General features: G+C 72.6%; 14 protein-coding genes. 7 read left to right on the plus strand and 7 right to left on the minus strand.

What is annotated here, in order from left to right:
- Positions 1 to 25: 25 nt before the first annotated feature.
- Entirely contained in the window at positions 26 to 2,047 is a 2,022-nt protein-coding gene (locus tag IE140_RS10730) for an NAD-binding protein (RefSeq protein ID WP_150196381.1), read from the plus strand.
- A gap of 84 nt (positions 2,048 to 2,131) precedes the next feature.
- Here IE140_RS10730 and trpS read toward each other — a convergent pair whose 3' ends face one another.
- The gene (gene trpS / locus IE140_RS10735; protein ID WP_150198111.1) at positions 2,132 to 3,262 is read right to left on the minus strand and encodes a tryptophan--tRNA ligase; all 1,131 of its coding nucleotides are present in this window, start codon (positions 3,260 to 3,262) and stop codon (positions 2,132 to 2,134) included.
- A gap of 369 nt (positions 3,263 to 3,631) precedes the next feature.
- Here trpS and IE140_RS10740 point away from each other — a divergent pair, with 369 nt between their 5' ends.
- The 4 genes from IE140_RS10740 (at position 3,632) to IE140_RS10755 (ending at position 9,656) form a co-directional block, all read left to right on the plus strand.
- Positions 3,632 to 4,729 (plus strand): LLM class flavin-dependent oxidoreductase, encoded by a 1,098-nt coding sequence (locus IE140_RS10740; RefSeq protein ID WP_032776440.1) that lies wholly within the window; start codon positions 3,632 to 3,634, stop codon positions 4,727 to 4,729.
- A 5-nt stretch (positions 4,730 to 4,734) separates the two neighbouring features.
- On the plus strand, positions 4,735 to 5,394 hold the full coding sequence (locus tag IE140_RS10745; RefSeq protein WP_150198113.1) for an FMN reductase: 660 nt from the start codon (positions 4,735 to 4,737) through the stop codon (positions 5,392 to 5,394).
- 197 nt (positions 5,395 to 5,591) lie between these two features.
- Positions 5,592 to 6,014, plus strand: coding sequence for a universal stress protein (locus IE140_RS10750; protein ID WP_032764491.1), 423 nt, complete (start codon positions 5,592 to 5,594; stop codon positions 6,012 to 6,014).
- A 75-nt stretch (positions 6,015 to 6,089) separates the two neighbouring features.
- Positions 6,090 to 9,656, plus strand: a complete 3,567-nt coding sequence (locus IE140_RS10755) for an ATP-binding protein (protein WP_189460328.1) — start codon at positions 6,090 to 6,092, stop codon at positions 9,654 to 9,656.
- A 63-nt stretch (positions 9,657 to 9,719) separates the two neighbouring features.
- Here IE140_RS10755 and IE140_RS10760 read toward each other — a convergent pair whose 3' ends face one another.
- The 5 genes from IE140_RS10760 to IE140_RS10780 all read right to left on the minus strand — a co-directional run bounded on the left by IE140_RS10760 (position 9,720) and on the right by IE140_RS10780 (position 14,063).
- Positions 9,720 to 10,904, minus strand: a complete 1,185-nt coding sequence (locus IE140_RS10760; RefSeq protein ID WP_150198358.1) for a MerR family transcriptional regulator — start codon at positions 10,902 to 10,904, stop codon at positions 9,720 to 9,722.
- A 105-nt stretch (positions 10,905 to 11,009) separates the two neighbouring features.
- Entirely contained in the window at positions 11,010 to 11,867 is an 858-nt protein-coding gene (locus tag IE140_RS10765) for an ABC transporter permease (RefSeq protein ID WP_109179253.1), read from the minus strand.
- Positions 11,864 to 12,835, minus strand: coding sequence for an ATP-binding cassette domain-containing protein (locus IE140_RS10770; RefSeq protein ID WP_150198356.1), 972 nt, complete (start codon positions 12,833 to 12,835; stop codon positions 11,864 to 11,866). Before IE140_RS10770 ends, IE140_RS10765 begins: the two co-directional genes overlap by 4 nt.
- A 156-nt stretch (positions 12,836 to 12,991) precedes the next feature.
- Positions 12,992 to 13,561, minus strand: a complete 570-nt coding sequence (locus IE140_RS10775; protein ID WP_093444171.1) for an NADPH-dependent FMN reductase — start codon at positions 13,559 to 13,561, stop codon at positions 12,992 to 12,994.
- 94 nt (positions 13,562 to 13,655) lie between these two features.
- Complete coding sequence (locus tag IE140_RS10780; protein WP_030707585.1) at positions 13,656 to 14,063, minus strand: hypothetical protein; 408 nt, start codon at positions 14,061 to 14,063, stop codon at positions 13,656 to 13,658.
- A 131-nt stretch (positions 14,064 to 14,194) separates the two neighbouring features.
- On the opposite strand from IE140_RS10780, the gene IE140_RS10785 reads away from it, so the two are divergent.
- Together IE140_RS10785 and IE140_RS10790 are read left to right on the plus strand one after the other, a co-directional pair.
- On the plus strand, positions 14,195 to 15,124 hold the full coding sequence (locus IE140_RS10785) for a hypothetical protein (RefSeq protein WP_189460330.1): 930 nt from the start codon (positions 14,195 to 14,197) through the stop codon (positions 15,122 to 15,124).
- 77 nt (positions 15,125 to 15,201) lie between these two features.
- Positions 15,202 to 15,447 (plus strand): DUF2630 family protein, encoded by a 246-nt coding sequence (locus tag IE140_RS10790; RefSeq protein ID WP_093444174.1) that lies wholly within the window; start codon positions 15,202 to 15,204, stop codon positions 15,445 to 15,447.
- Between the two features lie 63 nt (positions 15,448 to 15,510).
- Here the strand turns inward: IE140_RS10790 and IE140_RS10795 are convergent, their stop codons facing one another.
- A complete protein-coding gene (locus IE140_RS10795; protein WP_032764500.1) occupies positions 15,511 to 15,912 on the minus strand; it encodes an RNA-binding S4 domain-containing protein in 402 nt (133 codons plus the stop codon).
- Positions 15,913 to 15,949 lie beyond the last annotated feature (37 nt).

Consider the following 15,949-nt stretch of genomic DNA (forward strand, 5'->3'; position numbering starts at 1 on the left):
AAGACCGAGCCGGAAGGATCACGGCATGCTGGGTTTCGTGCCTCCACTCCCTCAGCAGCCGGGACGGCCGCCGGCCTCCGGTCACATGATCGTCTGCGGCGACGACGCGCTGGCGCGCCGGCTCGCCGTGGAGCTTCGCTACATCTACGGCGAACGGGTCACGCTGCTCCTGCCGCCGGGCCGGGACCCGAGCAGCCCCGAGACACCCCTGACCCAACGGGGGCGGGCGGCAGCCCTGTTCGGCCGGATGTCTGCAGCGATGAGCCGCGCGGGCAACGGCAGCGGGACCACCGGCGGCAACGGAGCCACCGGCGGCAGCGGCGACACCAACGCCGGGGTCGAGGCCGTCCGCATCATGGAGGCCCCCGAGCCCTCAGACGACGCCCTGGAGGAGGCGGGCATCGACCGGGCCGCCGCCCTCGCCCTCGTCTACGACGACGACGAGCGCAACATCCGCGCCGCCCTGACCGCCCGCCGCCTCAACCCCCGTCTGCGGCTGGTGATCCGGCTCTACAACCGCAAGCTCGGACAGCATCTGGAGGAGCTGCTCGACCAGGCGGCGGCCGTCGCCATGCCCGGGATCGATCCGGCGCTGCTGGACGCCTCCACCACCGTCCTGTCCGACGCCGACACCGCCGCCCCGGCCCTCGCCGCCACCGCCCTGACCGGCAGCAGCAAGGTCATCCAGGCCGAGGGGCTGCTCCTGCGCGCCGCCGAGCGCCCGCCGCCGCGTTCCGGCGAGAGGGCCGACCCCGGGCTGTGCACCCTCGCCCTGCTCTCCTCCACCACCAACGACCCGGCCGGCGCGGAGGGTTCGGACAGCAGCGGCGACGAGGCCCCGCGGCTCCTGCCCGACGAACGCGCCGTCGCCGAGTCGACCGGCCGGGGCACGGTGGTCCTCGAAGCGATCAGCCGCGCCGATCCGGCACGGTCCGCGACCCGGATGGGAGGCAGGGGCGCGCCGCTCTCCCAGATCTTCTCGCGCCGGCTGCGCTGGTCGGCCCTCGGCTTCGCGCTCGCCGCGGTGGCGCTGGTGATCGCCTCGCTGCTGACCACGAAGGACACCGCGCTCCACTCCGCCTACCTGACCGTCCTCGACCTGCTGGGCATGAACGACCCGGCCGAGGGCGCGCCGCCGGCCCGGCAGATCATCCAGATCCTCTCCGGCATCGCCGGTCTGCTCCTGCTGCCGCTGCTGATCGCCGCCGTTCTGGAGGCGTTCGGCACCCTGCGCACCGCCTCCTCGCTGCGCCGCCCGCCCCGAGGCCTCGGGGGGCACGTGGTGCTGCTGGGGCTCGGCAAGATCGGTACGCGCGTCCTCGTACGCCTGCGGGAACTCGACATCCCCGTGGTCGTCGTCGAGGAGGACCCCGAGGCGCGGGGCATCCCGCTGGCCCGCTCCCTGCATGTGCCGACCGTCATCGGCGACGTCACGCAGGAGGGCGTCCTCGAAGCCGCCAAGGTCTACCGCGCCCGCGCCCTCCTCGCGCTCACCAGCATCGACACGACGAACCTCGAAGCGGCGCTGTACGCCCGCTCGGTGAAGCCGGACCTGAGGGTGGCGCTGCGGCTGTACGACGACGAGTTCGCCACCGCCGTCTACCGCACCCTGCGCACCGCCCACCCCCAGGCCCTGACCCGCTCGCGATCGGTCTCCCATCTCGCCGCCCCGGCGTTCGCGGGCGCCATGATGGGCCGCCAGATCCTCGGCGCGATCCCGGTCGAGCGCAAGGTGATGCTGTTCGCCGCGCTGGAGGTCGCCGGGCACCCGCAGTTGGAGGGCCACACGGTCGAGCAGACGTTCCGGGCCGGTGCCTGGCGGGTCCTGGCCATCGACGCCACCCCGCCCGCCGACCGCAACCCGGACCTCGCCGCCCTGCCCCCGTTCGACCCGGAGGGAGACGCGACGCCGCCGCCCTCCGGCCTCGTCTGGGACCTGCACCCCGGCTACGTCCTGCGCGCCCAGGACCGGGTGGTGATCGCCGCCACCCGCCGGGGCCTCGCGGAGCTGCTGCGCCGGCAGCGGTCGGCGGTGCCGGGGCGGTAAGCCGGTTCGCGGGGGCGGTTCGCGGGCGGGCGGTTCGCGGGCGGGCGGTTCGCGGGCGGGGCTCCCCGTCCGTCGCCCGCCCGGCTACCGGAACGCGCCCATCGCCTCCCTGACCTCGTCCAGCGTGGCCTCCGCCAGTGCGTTCGCCCGCTCGTTGCCCGCGCGGAGCACCGACCGTACGTACGTCAGGTCCTTCGCGTACTCCGCCCGCCGGGCCCGGAAGGGCTCCAGGTGGCTGTTGACCGCGTCGGTCACCGTCCGCTTCAGAGCGGCGGCTCCGCCGTCGCCGATCTCCGCCGCGACCTCGTGCGGGTCCCGGTCGAGGCAGAGAGCGGCCAGCAGGACCAGGGACGAGACGTTCGGGCGGGCGTCGGGGTCGTACGTGATGTGCCGGTCGGCGTCCGTCGTCGCGCCCTTGATCAGGCGGGCCGTCTCGTCGGCGGTGGCGGAGAGCGGCACGGAGTTGGCCCGGCTCTTGCTCATCTTCGTACCGTCCGTGCCGAGCAGCAGGGGCGCGGCGGAGAGCAGGATGTCGGGTTCCGGGAAGACCTGGCCGTACCGCTCGTTGAACCGGCGGGCGATCGTCCGGGTGACCTCCAGGTGGGGCGCCTGGTCCCGGCCGACCGGAACCAGGTTTCCCTTGCAGGACAGGATGTCGGCGGCCTGGTGGACCGGGTAGGTGAGCATCAGCCCGCTGACCGTGGACTGCCGGGAGTGCGCGATCTCGTCCTTGACCGTGGGGTTGCGGTTCAGCTCAGCGACGGAGACCAGGCTGAGGAAGGGCAGCATGAGCTGGTTGAGCGCGGGGACGGCGCTGTGGCAGAAGACGGTGGACCGGGCGGGGTCGATGCCGAGGGCCAGGTAGTCCAGGAGCAGCCCGTCGGTGTACTCCGCCAGCCTCTCCGCGGTGTCACGGTCGGTGATGACCTGGTAGTCGGGGATGAGGACGATGACGTCCACGCCGAGATCCTGGAGGCGGACCCGGTTGCGCAGGGAGCCGAAGTAGTGGCCGAGGTGAAGGGCGCCGGTGGGGCGGTCCCCGGTGAGGACCCGGAAGCTGCCGGGGTCCCGGGCGATGCGGTGCTCCAGCTCGGCGGTCCGGCTCTCGGTGACGCGGCTTTCGGTGACGCGGCTTTCGGTGACGCGGTTCTCGGTGACGCGGTTCTCGTTGGCCCGGGGCTCGGTGCTTCGGGGCTCGTCGGTGGTCGTGGTCATGGTGGGTGCCTCTCCTCGCGTGAGTGATACGTGAGGGACGGCCCCGCCGGTGAGCGCCGCTGCGCTCCGTCTTCCGTGTCCGCGCCGTACGAGGGCAGCGAAAAGGGCCGTCCATGTCGAACGGCCCTGGTTCCGTGCAGATGCTGTGGCCGCTCCTATGAGGAGCGCCACCAGTTTCGGCACGGGACGGAGGTCATGGGCCGAGTGTAGCGGCCCCACGCCCGGCTGACAGGTGCCCGGCGAGCGGACGTGGAATAGGTCGGAGGGAGGTCCCGTTGTAGGGTGTAGTTCAACGTTCAACCAAATCGGTCAGGGCCTCCGGATCTCCGAATCTCCGGACCCCGGCCAGGTCTCAGGAAGGCGGACGCCATGCAGTTCGGGATCTTCACCGTCGGGGACGTCACGACCGACCCGACCACCGGCCGGACCCCCACCGAGAACGAGCGGATCAAGGCGACCCTGGCCATCGCGCAGAAGGCCGAGGAAGTCGGCCTGGACGTCTTCGCGACCGGCGAGCACCACAACCCGCCGTTCGTCCCGTCCTCCCCGACGACGACGCTCGGCTACATCGCCGCCCGCACCGAGAACCTGATCCTGTCCACGTCCACCACGCTGATCACCACCAACGACCCGGTGAAGATCGCCGAGGACTACGCCACCCTCCAGCACCTCGCGGACGGCCGCGTCGACCTGATGATGGGCCGGGGCAACACCGGACCGGTCTACCCCTGGTTCGGCAAGGACATCCGCCAGGGCATCCCGATGGCCATCGAGAACTACGCCCTGCTGCACAAGCTGTGGCGCGAGGACGTCGTGGACTGGGAGGGCAAGTTCCGCACGCCGCTCCAGTCCTTCACCGCCACCCCTCGCCCGCTGGACGGCGTCCCGCCGTTCGTCTGGCACGGCTCCATCCGCTCCCCGGAGATCGCCGAGCAGGCCGCGTACTACGGCGACGGCTTCTTCCACAACAACATCTTCTGGCCCATGGAGCACACCAGGAAGATGGTCGACCTCTACCGGCGCCGCTACGCCCACTACGGGCACGGCACCGCCGAACAGGCCATCGTCGGGCTCGGCGGCCAGGTGTTCATGCGGAAGAACTCTCAGGACGCGGTACGGGAGTTCCGCCCGTACTTCGACAACGCGCCGGTCTACGGCCACGGCCCGTCCCTGGAGGACTTCACCCGCGAGACCCCGCTGACCGTGGGCTCCCCGCAGGAGGTCATCGAGCGGACGCTGACGTTCCGGGACGCGGTCGGCGACTACCAGCGCCAGCTGTTCCTGATGGACCACGCGGGGCTGCCGCTGAAGACGGTCCTGGAGCAGCTCGACATCCTCGGCGAGGAGGTCGTGCCCGTCCTGCGCAAGGAGTTCGCCAACCTGCGCCCGGCCGGCGTTCCGGAGTCGGCGCCCGTCCACCCGGCGGTGACCGCCGCCCGCGCCCCTGAGCAGAAGAAGGAGGTCTGACCTCGATGTTCGCCACCACACCGCTGCGCATCGTCGCCGTGTCGGCCGGCCTGAGCCAGCCGTCCTCCACCCGGCTGCTGGCCGACCGGCTGGCCGCCGCCACCCGTGAGCGCCTCGCGGTCGAGCAGGACAGGCACGTCGAGGTCCACGTCATCGAGCTGCGCGATCTCGCCGTGGACATCGCGAACCACCTGGTCAGCGGGTTCCCGTCGGCCGGGCTGCGCGAGGCGATCGACGCGGTGACGGAGGCCGACGGGCTGATCGCCGTGACCTCGGTCTTCACCGCCTCGTACAGCGGACTGTTCAAGTCGTTCTTCGACCTGATCGACCACACCGCGCTGACCGGCAAGCCCGTCGTGATCGCCGCGACGGGCGGCACGGCCCGGCATTCGCTGGTCCTGGAGCACGCCCTGCGCCCGCTCTTCGCCTACCTGCGGGCCGTCACCGTGCCCACCTCCGTCTACGCGGCCTCGGAGGACTGGGGTTCCTCGGGCGACGAGTACACCGAGGGCCTGCCGTCCCGGATCCGGCGCGCGGGCGGCGAGCTGGCCTCCGCGGTCCTGGGCCGTACGGTCTCCGGGGCCTCGCGGGCGCTGGGGCTGGACGACGGGGAGGACGCGGTCGTCCCCTTCGAGCAGCAGCTCGCGGACCTGCGGCTGGACTGAAAGCACGGGCCGAAGGAACCGGACCGAAGGAACCGGACCGAGGGCAACGGGCTGAGGGAACTGGGCCGAGGGCAATCGGGGCGGGTCACATCGACCCGCCCCGATTGCCCTGTTTGATTACAGTGAGACCGAATGCTGTACCGAGCGCGACCAACCGCGACCAACCGCGACTGAGCGCGACCGAGCTGGAGGCAGATATGGGCAGGATCGTTGTGGGCGTCGACGGCTCCGACTCCTCGATCAAGGCACTGCACTGGGCCGTGCGCCAGGCCGAGCTGACCGGCGCCACGGTGGAGGCCGTGAACAGCTGGGAGTACCCCGCAACCAGCTGGGCGTCGATGATGCCGGGCATGCCGGAGGACTTCGACCCGCAGGCCGTGGCCACCGTCTCCCTCACCGAGGCGCTGGAGGAGGCCCTCGGCGCCGCGGGCGCCGCCGCGGTCAGCAAGGTCGTGGTCATCGGCAACCCGGCCCAGGCCCTGCTGGACCGCGCCCAGGGCGCCGACCTGCTCGTCGTGGGAGCCCGCGGCCACACCGGCTTCAAGGCCACCCTGCTCGGCTCGGTCAGCCTCCACGTCACCCAGCACGCACCGTGCCCGGTGACGGTGGTCCGCGACTGACGCGGGGAGGGGCGGGGACGGCCCGCCCCCGAGAAACAAGGAGCCGTTGTCAGTGGGGGCTCCTATCGTGTGGTCATGACCCCTGCTCTCTTCGGGCGCGACCACCCCGCAGGCGTCCTCCGCTCGGAAATCGCCCGGGCCACGGACAGCCACGGCGGTCTCGTGCTGGTCACCGGCGAGGCCGGGATCGGCAAGAGCACCCTCGTCACGGACGCCGCGCACGAGGCACGGCGGCGCGGGGCGCTGGTGGTCGGGGGGTCCTGCTGGGACTCGGACAACACCCCGGGGTACTGGCCCTGGGTCCAGATCCTGCGCGGCCTGCGCCGGTCGGCGACGGCGGTGGAGTGGGCAGCGGCCCAGGAGGCGTCGGACGGCCGGCTCGCCGTGCTCCTCGGCGACCCGGCCGGGGTCGCCACAGGTGCTGCTCACGGGGGCGAGCCCGGCGCGGAAGCCGGTGCGGTCGGTGTTCACGGTGGCGGGCCCCACGCGGACGGAGGCCCGGGTGAAGGGTCGCCCGGCTGGGGCCCGTCCGAGGGTGCGGAGGCCTTCGGGCTCTTCGACGCGGTGACCACGGCCCTCGTCGCGGTCTCGCAGAGCCGGCCGCTGGTGGTCGTCCTCGACGATCTGCACAGCTCCGACCCCGCCTCGCTGCGGTTGCTCGAATTCGCCGCCCAGCACGCCTGGTTCGAGCGGCTGCTGCTCATCGGCACCTACCGGGACGTCGAGGTGGAGGCCCCCGGGCACCCGCTCCAGCCGCTGATCCTGCCGCTGGTCTCACGCGCCGCCGCGACCCTCACCCTGACCGGCCTCGGCCGCGACGAGGTGGGCGCGCTGATGACCGTGACGACGGGCCGCGAGCCCGCGCCCCAACTGGTCGACGAGGTCCACCGGCGTACCGGCGGCAACCCCTTCTTCGTCGAGCAGACCGCCCGGCTCTGGCACAGCGGAGCCCCGGTCTCCACCATTCCGCCCGGTGTGCGGGAAGCGGTCCGGCAGCGGCTCGCCCTGCTGCCCGAGCCGGTCGTCTCGCTGCTGACCAGCGCCGCTCTGCTCGGCCGGGAGTTCCGCCGGCAGGTGCTGGCCGTCGTGCACGGCGCGCCGGTCCCCCACGTGGACCGGCTGCTGGAGTCGGCCGTCGTCGCCCGGGTCGTCGTTCCCCGCCCGTCCGGCCAGTACGCCTTCGCCCACGACCTCCTGCGCGAGACGCTGTACGCCTCGCTGGACGACTCCGAGGCCCGCGAACGCCATGCCGCCGCCGTACGGGCCCTGGACACGCACGGCGGCCTCGGCGACGCGGTGCCGCCCGGCGCCCTGGCCCGGCATGCCCATCTCGCCGGCGACGCTCTGGAGCGCGACCGCCGGATCGACCTGCTGCTGGCGGCCGCCCGGGACGCCTCGGGACGCCTGGCCGACGAGGAGGCCACCGAGCACTACCGGCGCGCCCTCGCGGTGGCCTCCGGCGATGATCCCGACCTCCGGCGGGCCACGCTGATCGGGCTCGACCTCGCCGGACAGCTCCGGCACGCGGGGGAGGCCGCCGAGTCGCAGCGCCTGCTGGACGGGGCGGTCGCCCGGGCCCGGGAGCTGGACGACCCGGAGCTGCTGGGCCGGGTGGCGATCACCCTCCAAGGCGACGGGTTCCTGGGCAACCCCGGCGTGTCCACGAAGGGCCTGCTCGCCGAGGCGCACCGCAGGATCACCGGCAAGGAGGGCCAGGAGAGCCTCTCCGACGACCGGCTCGCCCAGGAGCTGGCCATCCACTTCATGGCGCTGGCCCGCAGCGGCTCGGACGACGAGGCGCTCGCCTTCTCGCTCTGGGCGCGCCACGACTCCGTGTGGGGTCTCGGTTCGGCGGTGGAGCGGCTCGGGCTGACCGACGAGATGACCGTCGTCGGCCGGCGCACCCGGCACCAGGACATGGAGCTGCACGCGGCGTCCATGCGCTGGGTGGCGCTGCTGGAGCTGGGCGACCCGGCCTTCCTCGACCAGTTCCGTACGTTCGTCAGGCTCGCGAAGGTGACCGCGCTGCCCCGGTTCGCCCTGAGCGTCGCCGTCGACAGCAGCCTGATCGCCTCCCTGCAAGGCCGGTTCGCCGAGGCGGCCACCGCGCTGGAGGACGACTCGCTCGACCCGGAGAGCAACGACCACGCGGCCTTCGGCTTCATGGCGCACCACCTGCACTGGGCACTGCACCTGCTCCGGGGCCGTTTCGCCGAGGCCGAGGAGGTCCTCGCCAAGCTTCCGGCCTCCGGGTATCCCTTTCCCGCACTGCTGGAGGCGGTCACCGCGGTGGAGCAGGGCGACGCCACGCCCGCGCTGCGCCTGATCGCCGAGCACGCGGACCGCGCCGCCCCCTACCCCCGGGCGTACATGCCGCTCTGGCTCAGGCTGCTGGCCCAGGCGGCCGCGGTGACGGGCGACCCGCGTCTCATCGCCCGCGCGGAGGACGAGCTGACCCCGTACACGGGCCAGTGGGTCGTCTCGCTGTACGGGTGCGACATCGGCGGCCCCGTCGACCTCTGGCTCGGAATGCTCGCCGCCGCACGCGACGACCAGGACACGGCGGTCGCGGCGCTCACCGAGGCCGCCGCCTCCTCGGACCGCCTCGGCGCCCGCCCCTGGGCCGTACGCGCCCGGCTGAGCCTGGCCCGTTCCCTGCTCGCCCGCTCCGGCGCGGGCGGTGGCGGAGCGGGCGGCGCCGTAGCGGGCGGGGCCGGTGCCGTCGGGGCCGGTGCCGTCGGGGCTCAGGGCCTCGGCGCGGACGACGCCGGGCAGGCGCGTCGGCTGCTCGGCGAAGTGAGCCGGGAGGCCGGTGAGTTGTCCCTGGACCACGTCGAGGCCGAGGCCGCCTCCCTCCGCACGGCCCCGCCCGTGACCGTCTCCGGCACCACGGTCGCCGCGGCCGCCGATGCTGCCGCGGCCACTTCCGTCTCACGGACCTCGCCCCCTTCCCCCGTCCCGGCCCGTCCCCCTGCGCCGGGGTCGGCGCCGGCCCCGGCCCCGGCCCCGGCATCGAACCGGAGCGAGGCCACCGCATCGACCCGGAGCGGGGCCGCCGCGTCGGACCGCCGCGAGACCGCCGCGTCGGCCGGGCCGTCCGCCGAGTTCCGGCGGAACGGGCCCGTGTGGCAGCTGCGGTGGGACGGGGTGACCGTGCACGTCCCGGATGCCAAGGGCCTGCGGGACCTGCACAGCCTGCTGGGGCTCCCCGGCGCCGACGTCCCGGCCGTCCGGCTCCTCGCACCCGAGGGCGGGGACCTCGTCGTCGCGGCCGGGCAGCTCGGCGGCGATCCGGTGCTCGACGAGGAGGCCAAGCGCCGCTACAAGGACCACCTGGACCGGCTGGACGCCGAGATAGACCGAGCAGCCGCCCGGGACGACGCCCAGCAGGTGGAGAAGTACGACCGGGAGCGGCAGGCCCTCCTGGACGAGCTGCGTACCGCGGCCGGGCTCGGCGGCCGGACCCGTCGGCTGGGCGACCAGACCGAGCGGGCCCGCAAGACGGTCACCGCCCGGATCCGCGACACCCTGCGCAAGCTGGAGACCCTGCATCCCGCGCTGGCCGCCCACCTGAAGGCCTCCGTGACGACCGGAACCACCTGCGCCTACCGCCCCGAGCACTCCCCCGACTGGCGGCTCTGACCTACGGGGCGCTCGGCCCGGCCTCGGGAACTCCCGGAGCCGGCCGTCCGCCCGGCGCCGCTCCTACTCGACCACCACGTCGGCCACGGCACACGCCACGTTGTCGGGGCCGCCCGCCTCGCGGGCCAGGCCGACCAGCCGGCGTACCGCCTCCTCCGGGTCGTCCGCCGCGACGACCGCCGTCCGCAGGTCCGCCGTGTCCACCACCGCCGACAGGCCGTCCGAGCACAGCAGATAGCGGTCGCCCGCCAGCACCTCCTGCAAGCGGACGTCGGGGCGGCACGCCAGGGCCACCGCTGCGGGCCGCGCCTCGCCGACCAGCGCCTTCAGCAGGAGCGCGGGCCCCGGGTGGGAAGAGGCCTCCTCCGGGCTCAGCGAACCGTCGTCGATCATCGACTGGACCAGGCTGTGATCGTGCGTGATCCGGAACAGCTCCCCGCCGCGCAGCAGATAGGCCCGCGAGTCCCCTATGTGCACGAGCCCGAGCCGCGATCCGGTCCAGAGCATCGCGGTGAGCGTGGTCCCCGAACCGTCCGGAGCCTCGCAGGGCGCGACCGCGTCCCGCACCGCCCGCGCAGCCGAATCCGCCGTGTCTTCCAGGGCGTTCAGCAGACCCGCGGCGGACAGCGCACCGTCCCGGCCCCACGTGGAGGGCTTGAGCGCCTCGATCGCCGCGGCACTCGCCTCGGCCCCGCCCTCCCCGAAACCGTCGGCGACCGCCAGCAGCCGGGGGCCCGCGAACGCCGCGTCCTGGTTCACCGTACGCACCACCCCGATATCGGTGAGCGCGGCACACCGGATCGCCAGCGCCCCCACGCTCCCCGCACTCCCCGAACTTCCTTTGTTCTCTGCGTTGTCCGGCATCCGCGACATCGTCCCGCCCTCCGCTGACAGATGGTCGACGAGGTACATCGCCAGATCGCGCCGGGCCGCCGTCTCGGCCTCCACCCGCGCCCAGTAGGCCCGGATCTCCACGGCCGCGGCACCCGCGTCGAGCGCCACGACCCGGCCGATCCGGTTCAGCGGCATGCCGATCCTGCGCAGCCACGCCACGAGCCGGGCCCCCTCCACCTGCGCCGGGTCGTAGTACCGGTAGCCGTTCACCGGGTCGACCAGGGCGGGCCGGAGCAGACCCAGTTCGTCGTAGCGCCGGAGCGCCTTGGCGGAGAGCCGGGACAACCGGGCGAACTCCCCGATCGTCACCAGCTCCCCGCTCGCGGCGCCCCCCGCACGGCCTTCGCGTTCCACCCCGTACCTCCTCGTACCGGGCGCCTTCCGCCCGGCCCCACCGATGCTGGGGCTTCCCCCGTGGGGAAGGTCAAGGATGCCCGGGGCGAACTCTGCCAGGCCCGGTCACTTGCGGTTGTACAGCCGCATCGTCACCACGCCGAAGACCACCATGAGAACCCCGGCCCACCCCAGCGACCAGGCGATGTCGGCGGCCGGCCAGTTGCCCGCCATCAGCTCGCGCACCGCCGTGGCGAGGTGGGTGACAGGGCTGTTGTTCACGAAGGCCTGGAGCCAGCCCGGCATCGTCTTCGGCTCGACGAAGACATTGCTGAGGAAGGTCAGCGGGAAGATCACCATCATGCTGACGCCCATCACCGACTTCTCGGAGCGCAGCAGCAGCCCGAACATGGTCCAGATCCAGGAGAACGCGAACGAGAACACGATCAGCAGAGCGATGCCCGCCAGCACGCCGAGCACCCCGCCCTCCGGACGGTATCCGATGAGCATGCCGACGGAGAGCATGACCGCCGACGCCAGCAGATAGCGCAGGACGTCACCGAGCAGATAGCCGACCATCGGCGCGGGCCGCCAGATCGGCAGCGTGCGGAACCGGTCGAAGACGCCCTTGCCGATGTCCGTGTTCACCGCGACACCCGTGTACATCGTGATCATCACGACGCTCATCACCATGATGCCGGGCAGCAGGAACTGGATGTACTCCTCCGTGGAGCCTGCCAGCGCCCCTCCGAAGAGGTACGTGTACATCAGGACCAGCATGATCGGGAAAGCCGTCACATCGAAGAGCTGGTCCGGCACATGCTTGATCTTCAGCATGGCGCGCCAGCCGAAGGTCAGCGATGCCGACAGGCCGCTGGGCCTCGGGGGGCGGTCCTGGCCCACCAGGAGCGCCGAGAGGCGTTCCTGGTCGGGCGCGGCGAGCACGACATCCTCGGGCTCCGTCTTGGCGGTCGCGGTGCTCATGCCGCCACTCCCTTCTTGTCCGTGAGTGCGAGGAAGACCTCGTCGAGGCTGGGCTGTCCCAGCGAGAAGTTGTCGACCGTGATGCCGCACCGGGCCAGCTCGGCCAGGGCACGCCCGGCGTGCTCCGCCGCGCCCTGCTCGGTGCTCTGCCCGTCGACCCGGGCGGTCAGCGCCACCGGGTCCGCGTCCAGTTGGACGTCCGCGTTCAGCGCGAGCGCCAGCACCTTCTGCGCCTCGGCCCGCTGGTCGGCGTTCCGCAGCCGCAGGTGGACGGTGCCGGCACCGACGGAGGCCTTGAGCTCGCCCTTGGTGCCCTCGGCGATGACCTTGCCGTGGTCGATCACCGCGATCCGGGAGGCCAGCTGGTCGGCCTCGTCCAGATACTGCGTGGTCAGCAGGACCGTGGTGCCGTGGTCGACGACCGCCCGCACGATGTCCCACACCTGGTTGCGGCTGCGGGGGTCGAGTCCGGTGGTCGGCTCGTCGAGGAACAGCACGTCCGGGGTGTTCAGGATGGACGCGGCGATGTCGATGCGCCGCCGCATGCCTCCCGAGTAGTTCTTCACCTGCTTGCCCGCCGCCTCGCTCAGCCCGAACCCGTCGAGCAGCTGGTCCGCCCGGTTCCGGGCCGCCGGCTTGGAGTGGCCCAGCAGCCGGGCGAGCAGGACGAGGTTCTCCATGCCGGTCAGGTCCTCGTCCACCGAGGCGTACTGGCCGGTCAGGCTGACCCGGCTACGGACCGCGTCGGCGTCCTTCACGACGTCCTTGCCGAAGATCCGGGCCGAGCCGCCGTCGGGGCGCAGCAGGGTCGCGAGCATGCGGACGGCGGTGGTCTTGCCGGCGCCGTTGGGTCCGAGGACGCCGTAGACGGTGCCCGTGGGGACCGCGAGGTCGATGCCGTCCACCGCGCGGTTGTCGCCGAAGACCTTCACCAGCCCCGCGGTCTCGATGGCCAGTTCAGTACTCATGATCCATTCCTTGGTGGTCGTCGGTGGAAGTCTGTGGTCCGCGTCTGACGTCCGCGTCCCGCTCCGGCTGCTCGTGACACGTAGCCGCTCCTGGCACGTAGCCGCTCGCGAAACGTTGCCGCCAACGAGACGTTGCCGTTCGCGAGACGTTGCCGTTCATGAGACATAAGGGCGGACGGCGCGCGCCTCGCGCAGGGCCCAGCCCCACCAGCCGAGCTGGTCGAGCATGAGACCCACGGACCGGTCCCGCCCGGTGTCACCGGGGCGCCCCTCCAGCGGCTGCTGGAGGACGTCGAGCGCGACCCCGTTCCTCAGGGTCACCGTGTGCAGCTCGGTGAAGACCGAGCGCAGTTGCTCCACGGCGTACAGCCCGGCGGAACCGTGTCCGTAGCTCACGAAGGCGACCGGTTTGGTCTGCCACTCGTCGTAGGCGAAGTCGATGGCCTGCTTCAGGGAGGCGGGGAACGAGCGGTTGTACTCCGGGGTGACCACGACGAAGGCCTCGGCCCTGGCGATCTCCTCGGTGAACTCCGTCATCTGGTCGGTCGCCCGCCCCGGGTAGTGCACGGGGAAGTCGAAATCGGCGAGGTCGAGCACGGCGAGATCCAGCTCGCTGCGGTGCTGGGCCCGCTCCATGAACCAGCGGCCGACCGCATCGCCGATGCGGCCCTCGCGGGTACTGCCGATGATCACCGCTACCCGCAGCGGAGCGCTGTCCGTCGTCATCGCCCGTTCCTCCTCCCTCTCTCACTTCTTGGGCGCGAGACGGCGAGGCGCAGCCGCCAGATTCAATCTGGCGGCTGCGCCTCGCGGTGAATCGTCAGGTCTCCCGCGAGTAGAGGTAGTAGTACGACACGACGAGGACGCCCGCCCCGACGGCCAGCCCCAGGCCGGTCGACCGCAGCACGCTGGTGTCGGTGAGGCTCACCAGGAAGCCGATCGCGCACGCGGTCAACGCACCGTACGCGGCAGCCCGCAGCTCGCGCGGCAGAGAGCGCTGGATCCGGCCCAGCGCGAAACAGAGGGCCGCCAGAGCGACCCCGGAGACGAGACCGAGCAGGACCTGCCCGCCGGTGCTGGGACCGCCGTCGCGGCGGATGAACGCCGCGTAGAACCCGTAGATCACTCCGAGTACCAGAGGCAGTGCCCAGGCGAGCGGGGTGTGGTGACGGGTCCGCGCATGGGCGCGGGCCCCCCTCCGGCCGGGCATGGCTGCGTGTGTGGCCATCGCGGACAGCTCCTTCCGTCACCCCCGTCGCACGCCCCCGTTCCTCCAGAGCACACCCACCCGCGCCGCCCGGCAACTCGAATGGCTCACGGTCCGGAGCGGGGCCGCTCCGGACGGGATTGTCTGGAGGAGTGCGGACCTCTCCCTCGGCTCCCTCCCCGACCCCGTCGCCCGCCCCGGCCCCGGCCTTCTCTGCGGTCTCGGCGGCGCTCTCGGCGGCCCTGCTCGTCCTGCTCGCCGTCCTCGTGCCGCTGAGCGCGCTCTCCGCCTGGGTCGACCTGGAGATCGACGACACCGACCGGTACGTCGCCGCCGTGTCCCCGCTCTCGTCCGACCCGGCGGTGCAGGACACCGTCACGGACCTGGTCACCGAGGAGGCGATGCGACAGATCGATCTCGGTCCCCTCCAGGACACGGTCCAGGAGTTCCTGCACGAGACCGTCCGGTCGTTCACCACCACCGAGGCCTTCCGCAACGCCTGGGACACCGCCAACCGCGCCGCCCACAGGGCGGTGAAGGCCGCCCTGGACGGCGACAGCGGTCAGGCCGTCACGATCGACCTGGCCCCGGTGATCGACCAGGTCAAACAGGACCTGGTGCGCGACGGAGTGCCGTTCGCGGACCGGATCCCCGTCGAGCGGACGGAGATCACCCTGCTCGGCCCCGGTCAGGCCGACGAACTCCGGGACACCTTCCGGTGGCTCCGCTACTGCAGCATCTGGCCGGCCGTCGCCACGCTGGTGCTCCTCGTGCTGGTCGTGGGCATCGCGACCGTGCGGGGCGGGCTGCGGGCCGGGCTGTGGGCCACCGCGGTCGTGGGCGCCGGGTTCGTGCTCGGTGCGATCGTGCTCCGGGTGCTGGTCGCGGTCGGCCGCGGCCGGGTGCTGGACGAGGTGCCGGGCGGCGACCGGGACGCGGCAGCGGCGGTGGTGGACGCCCTGACCGCCTCGCTGCGGACCACGGTGTGGTGGGTGCTGGGGGCCGGTGCGGTCCTGCTCGTGGGCGCGGTGCTGGCCCGGGTTCTTCTGCGGCGCGGTAAGGCCCCGGCCGACGTGCGATGAGGCGGTGCCCGGGTGAGAGTGGGATCCGGGACTCCACCGAGCGACGACCGCCGCCGAACGAACCCGAAAGAGGCGTCATGGCCGACAGCGACATCTTCGAGAACATCGACGAACTGGTCTCCGAGGAACGCGACCTGCGCGACCGTTCCGTGGCGAAGATGGGTCTGTCCGCGGAGGAGAAGGCCCGGCTGCGGGCGGTGGAGGTCCAGCTCGACCAGTGCTGGGACCTGCTGCGCCGACGGCGGGCGCTCAGCGAGTACGGCGAGGATCCCTCGACGGCGAAGGTCCGCCCCGCCGACGAGGTGGAGGGATACCAGAGCTGACAGGACCCGGGGTCGCCCGGGGCGACCGGGCCGGTGTTTCACGTGAAACACCGGGTGGCGGCCTCAGCGCTCCGGCGGGTGTCCCTGAAGTCGTTCCATCTCCCGGCGGTCGCGCTTGGTCGGGCGGCCCGCGCCCCGGTCCCGTACGGGGACCTGGATCGCCATCTCGCGGGGCGGCGGGGGCGGACTGTTGTCGACGAAGCACTCCACGGCCACCGGCGGGCCGACCCGCTTCTTCACGATCTTCGAGACGACGACCACCCGGTCCCGCCCCGCGTGCCGTAGCCGGACCTCGTCGCCGACGCGCACGGCCTGTGCGGGCTTGGCCCGATCGCCGCCGACCTTCACGTGTCCTGCCCGGCAGGCGGCGGCCGCCTGGGCACGAGTCTTCGTCAGCCGGACCGACCAGATCCACACGTCGACCCGGACGCTTCCCTCCGCCTGTGGCGCGTCACCGGAAACCATGCGGTCGACTCTAATGCGGACCGGGCGGCCGGCGGGA

The sequence above is a fragment of the Streptomyces parvus genome, from assembly GCF_014648875.1.
In the GTDB taxonomy this organism is placed as follows: Bacteria; Actinomycetota; Actinomycetes; order Streptomycetales; family Streptomycetaceae; genus Streptomyces; species Streptomyces parvus.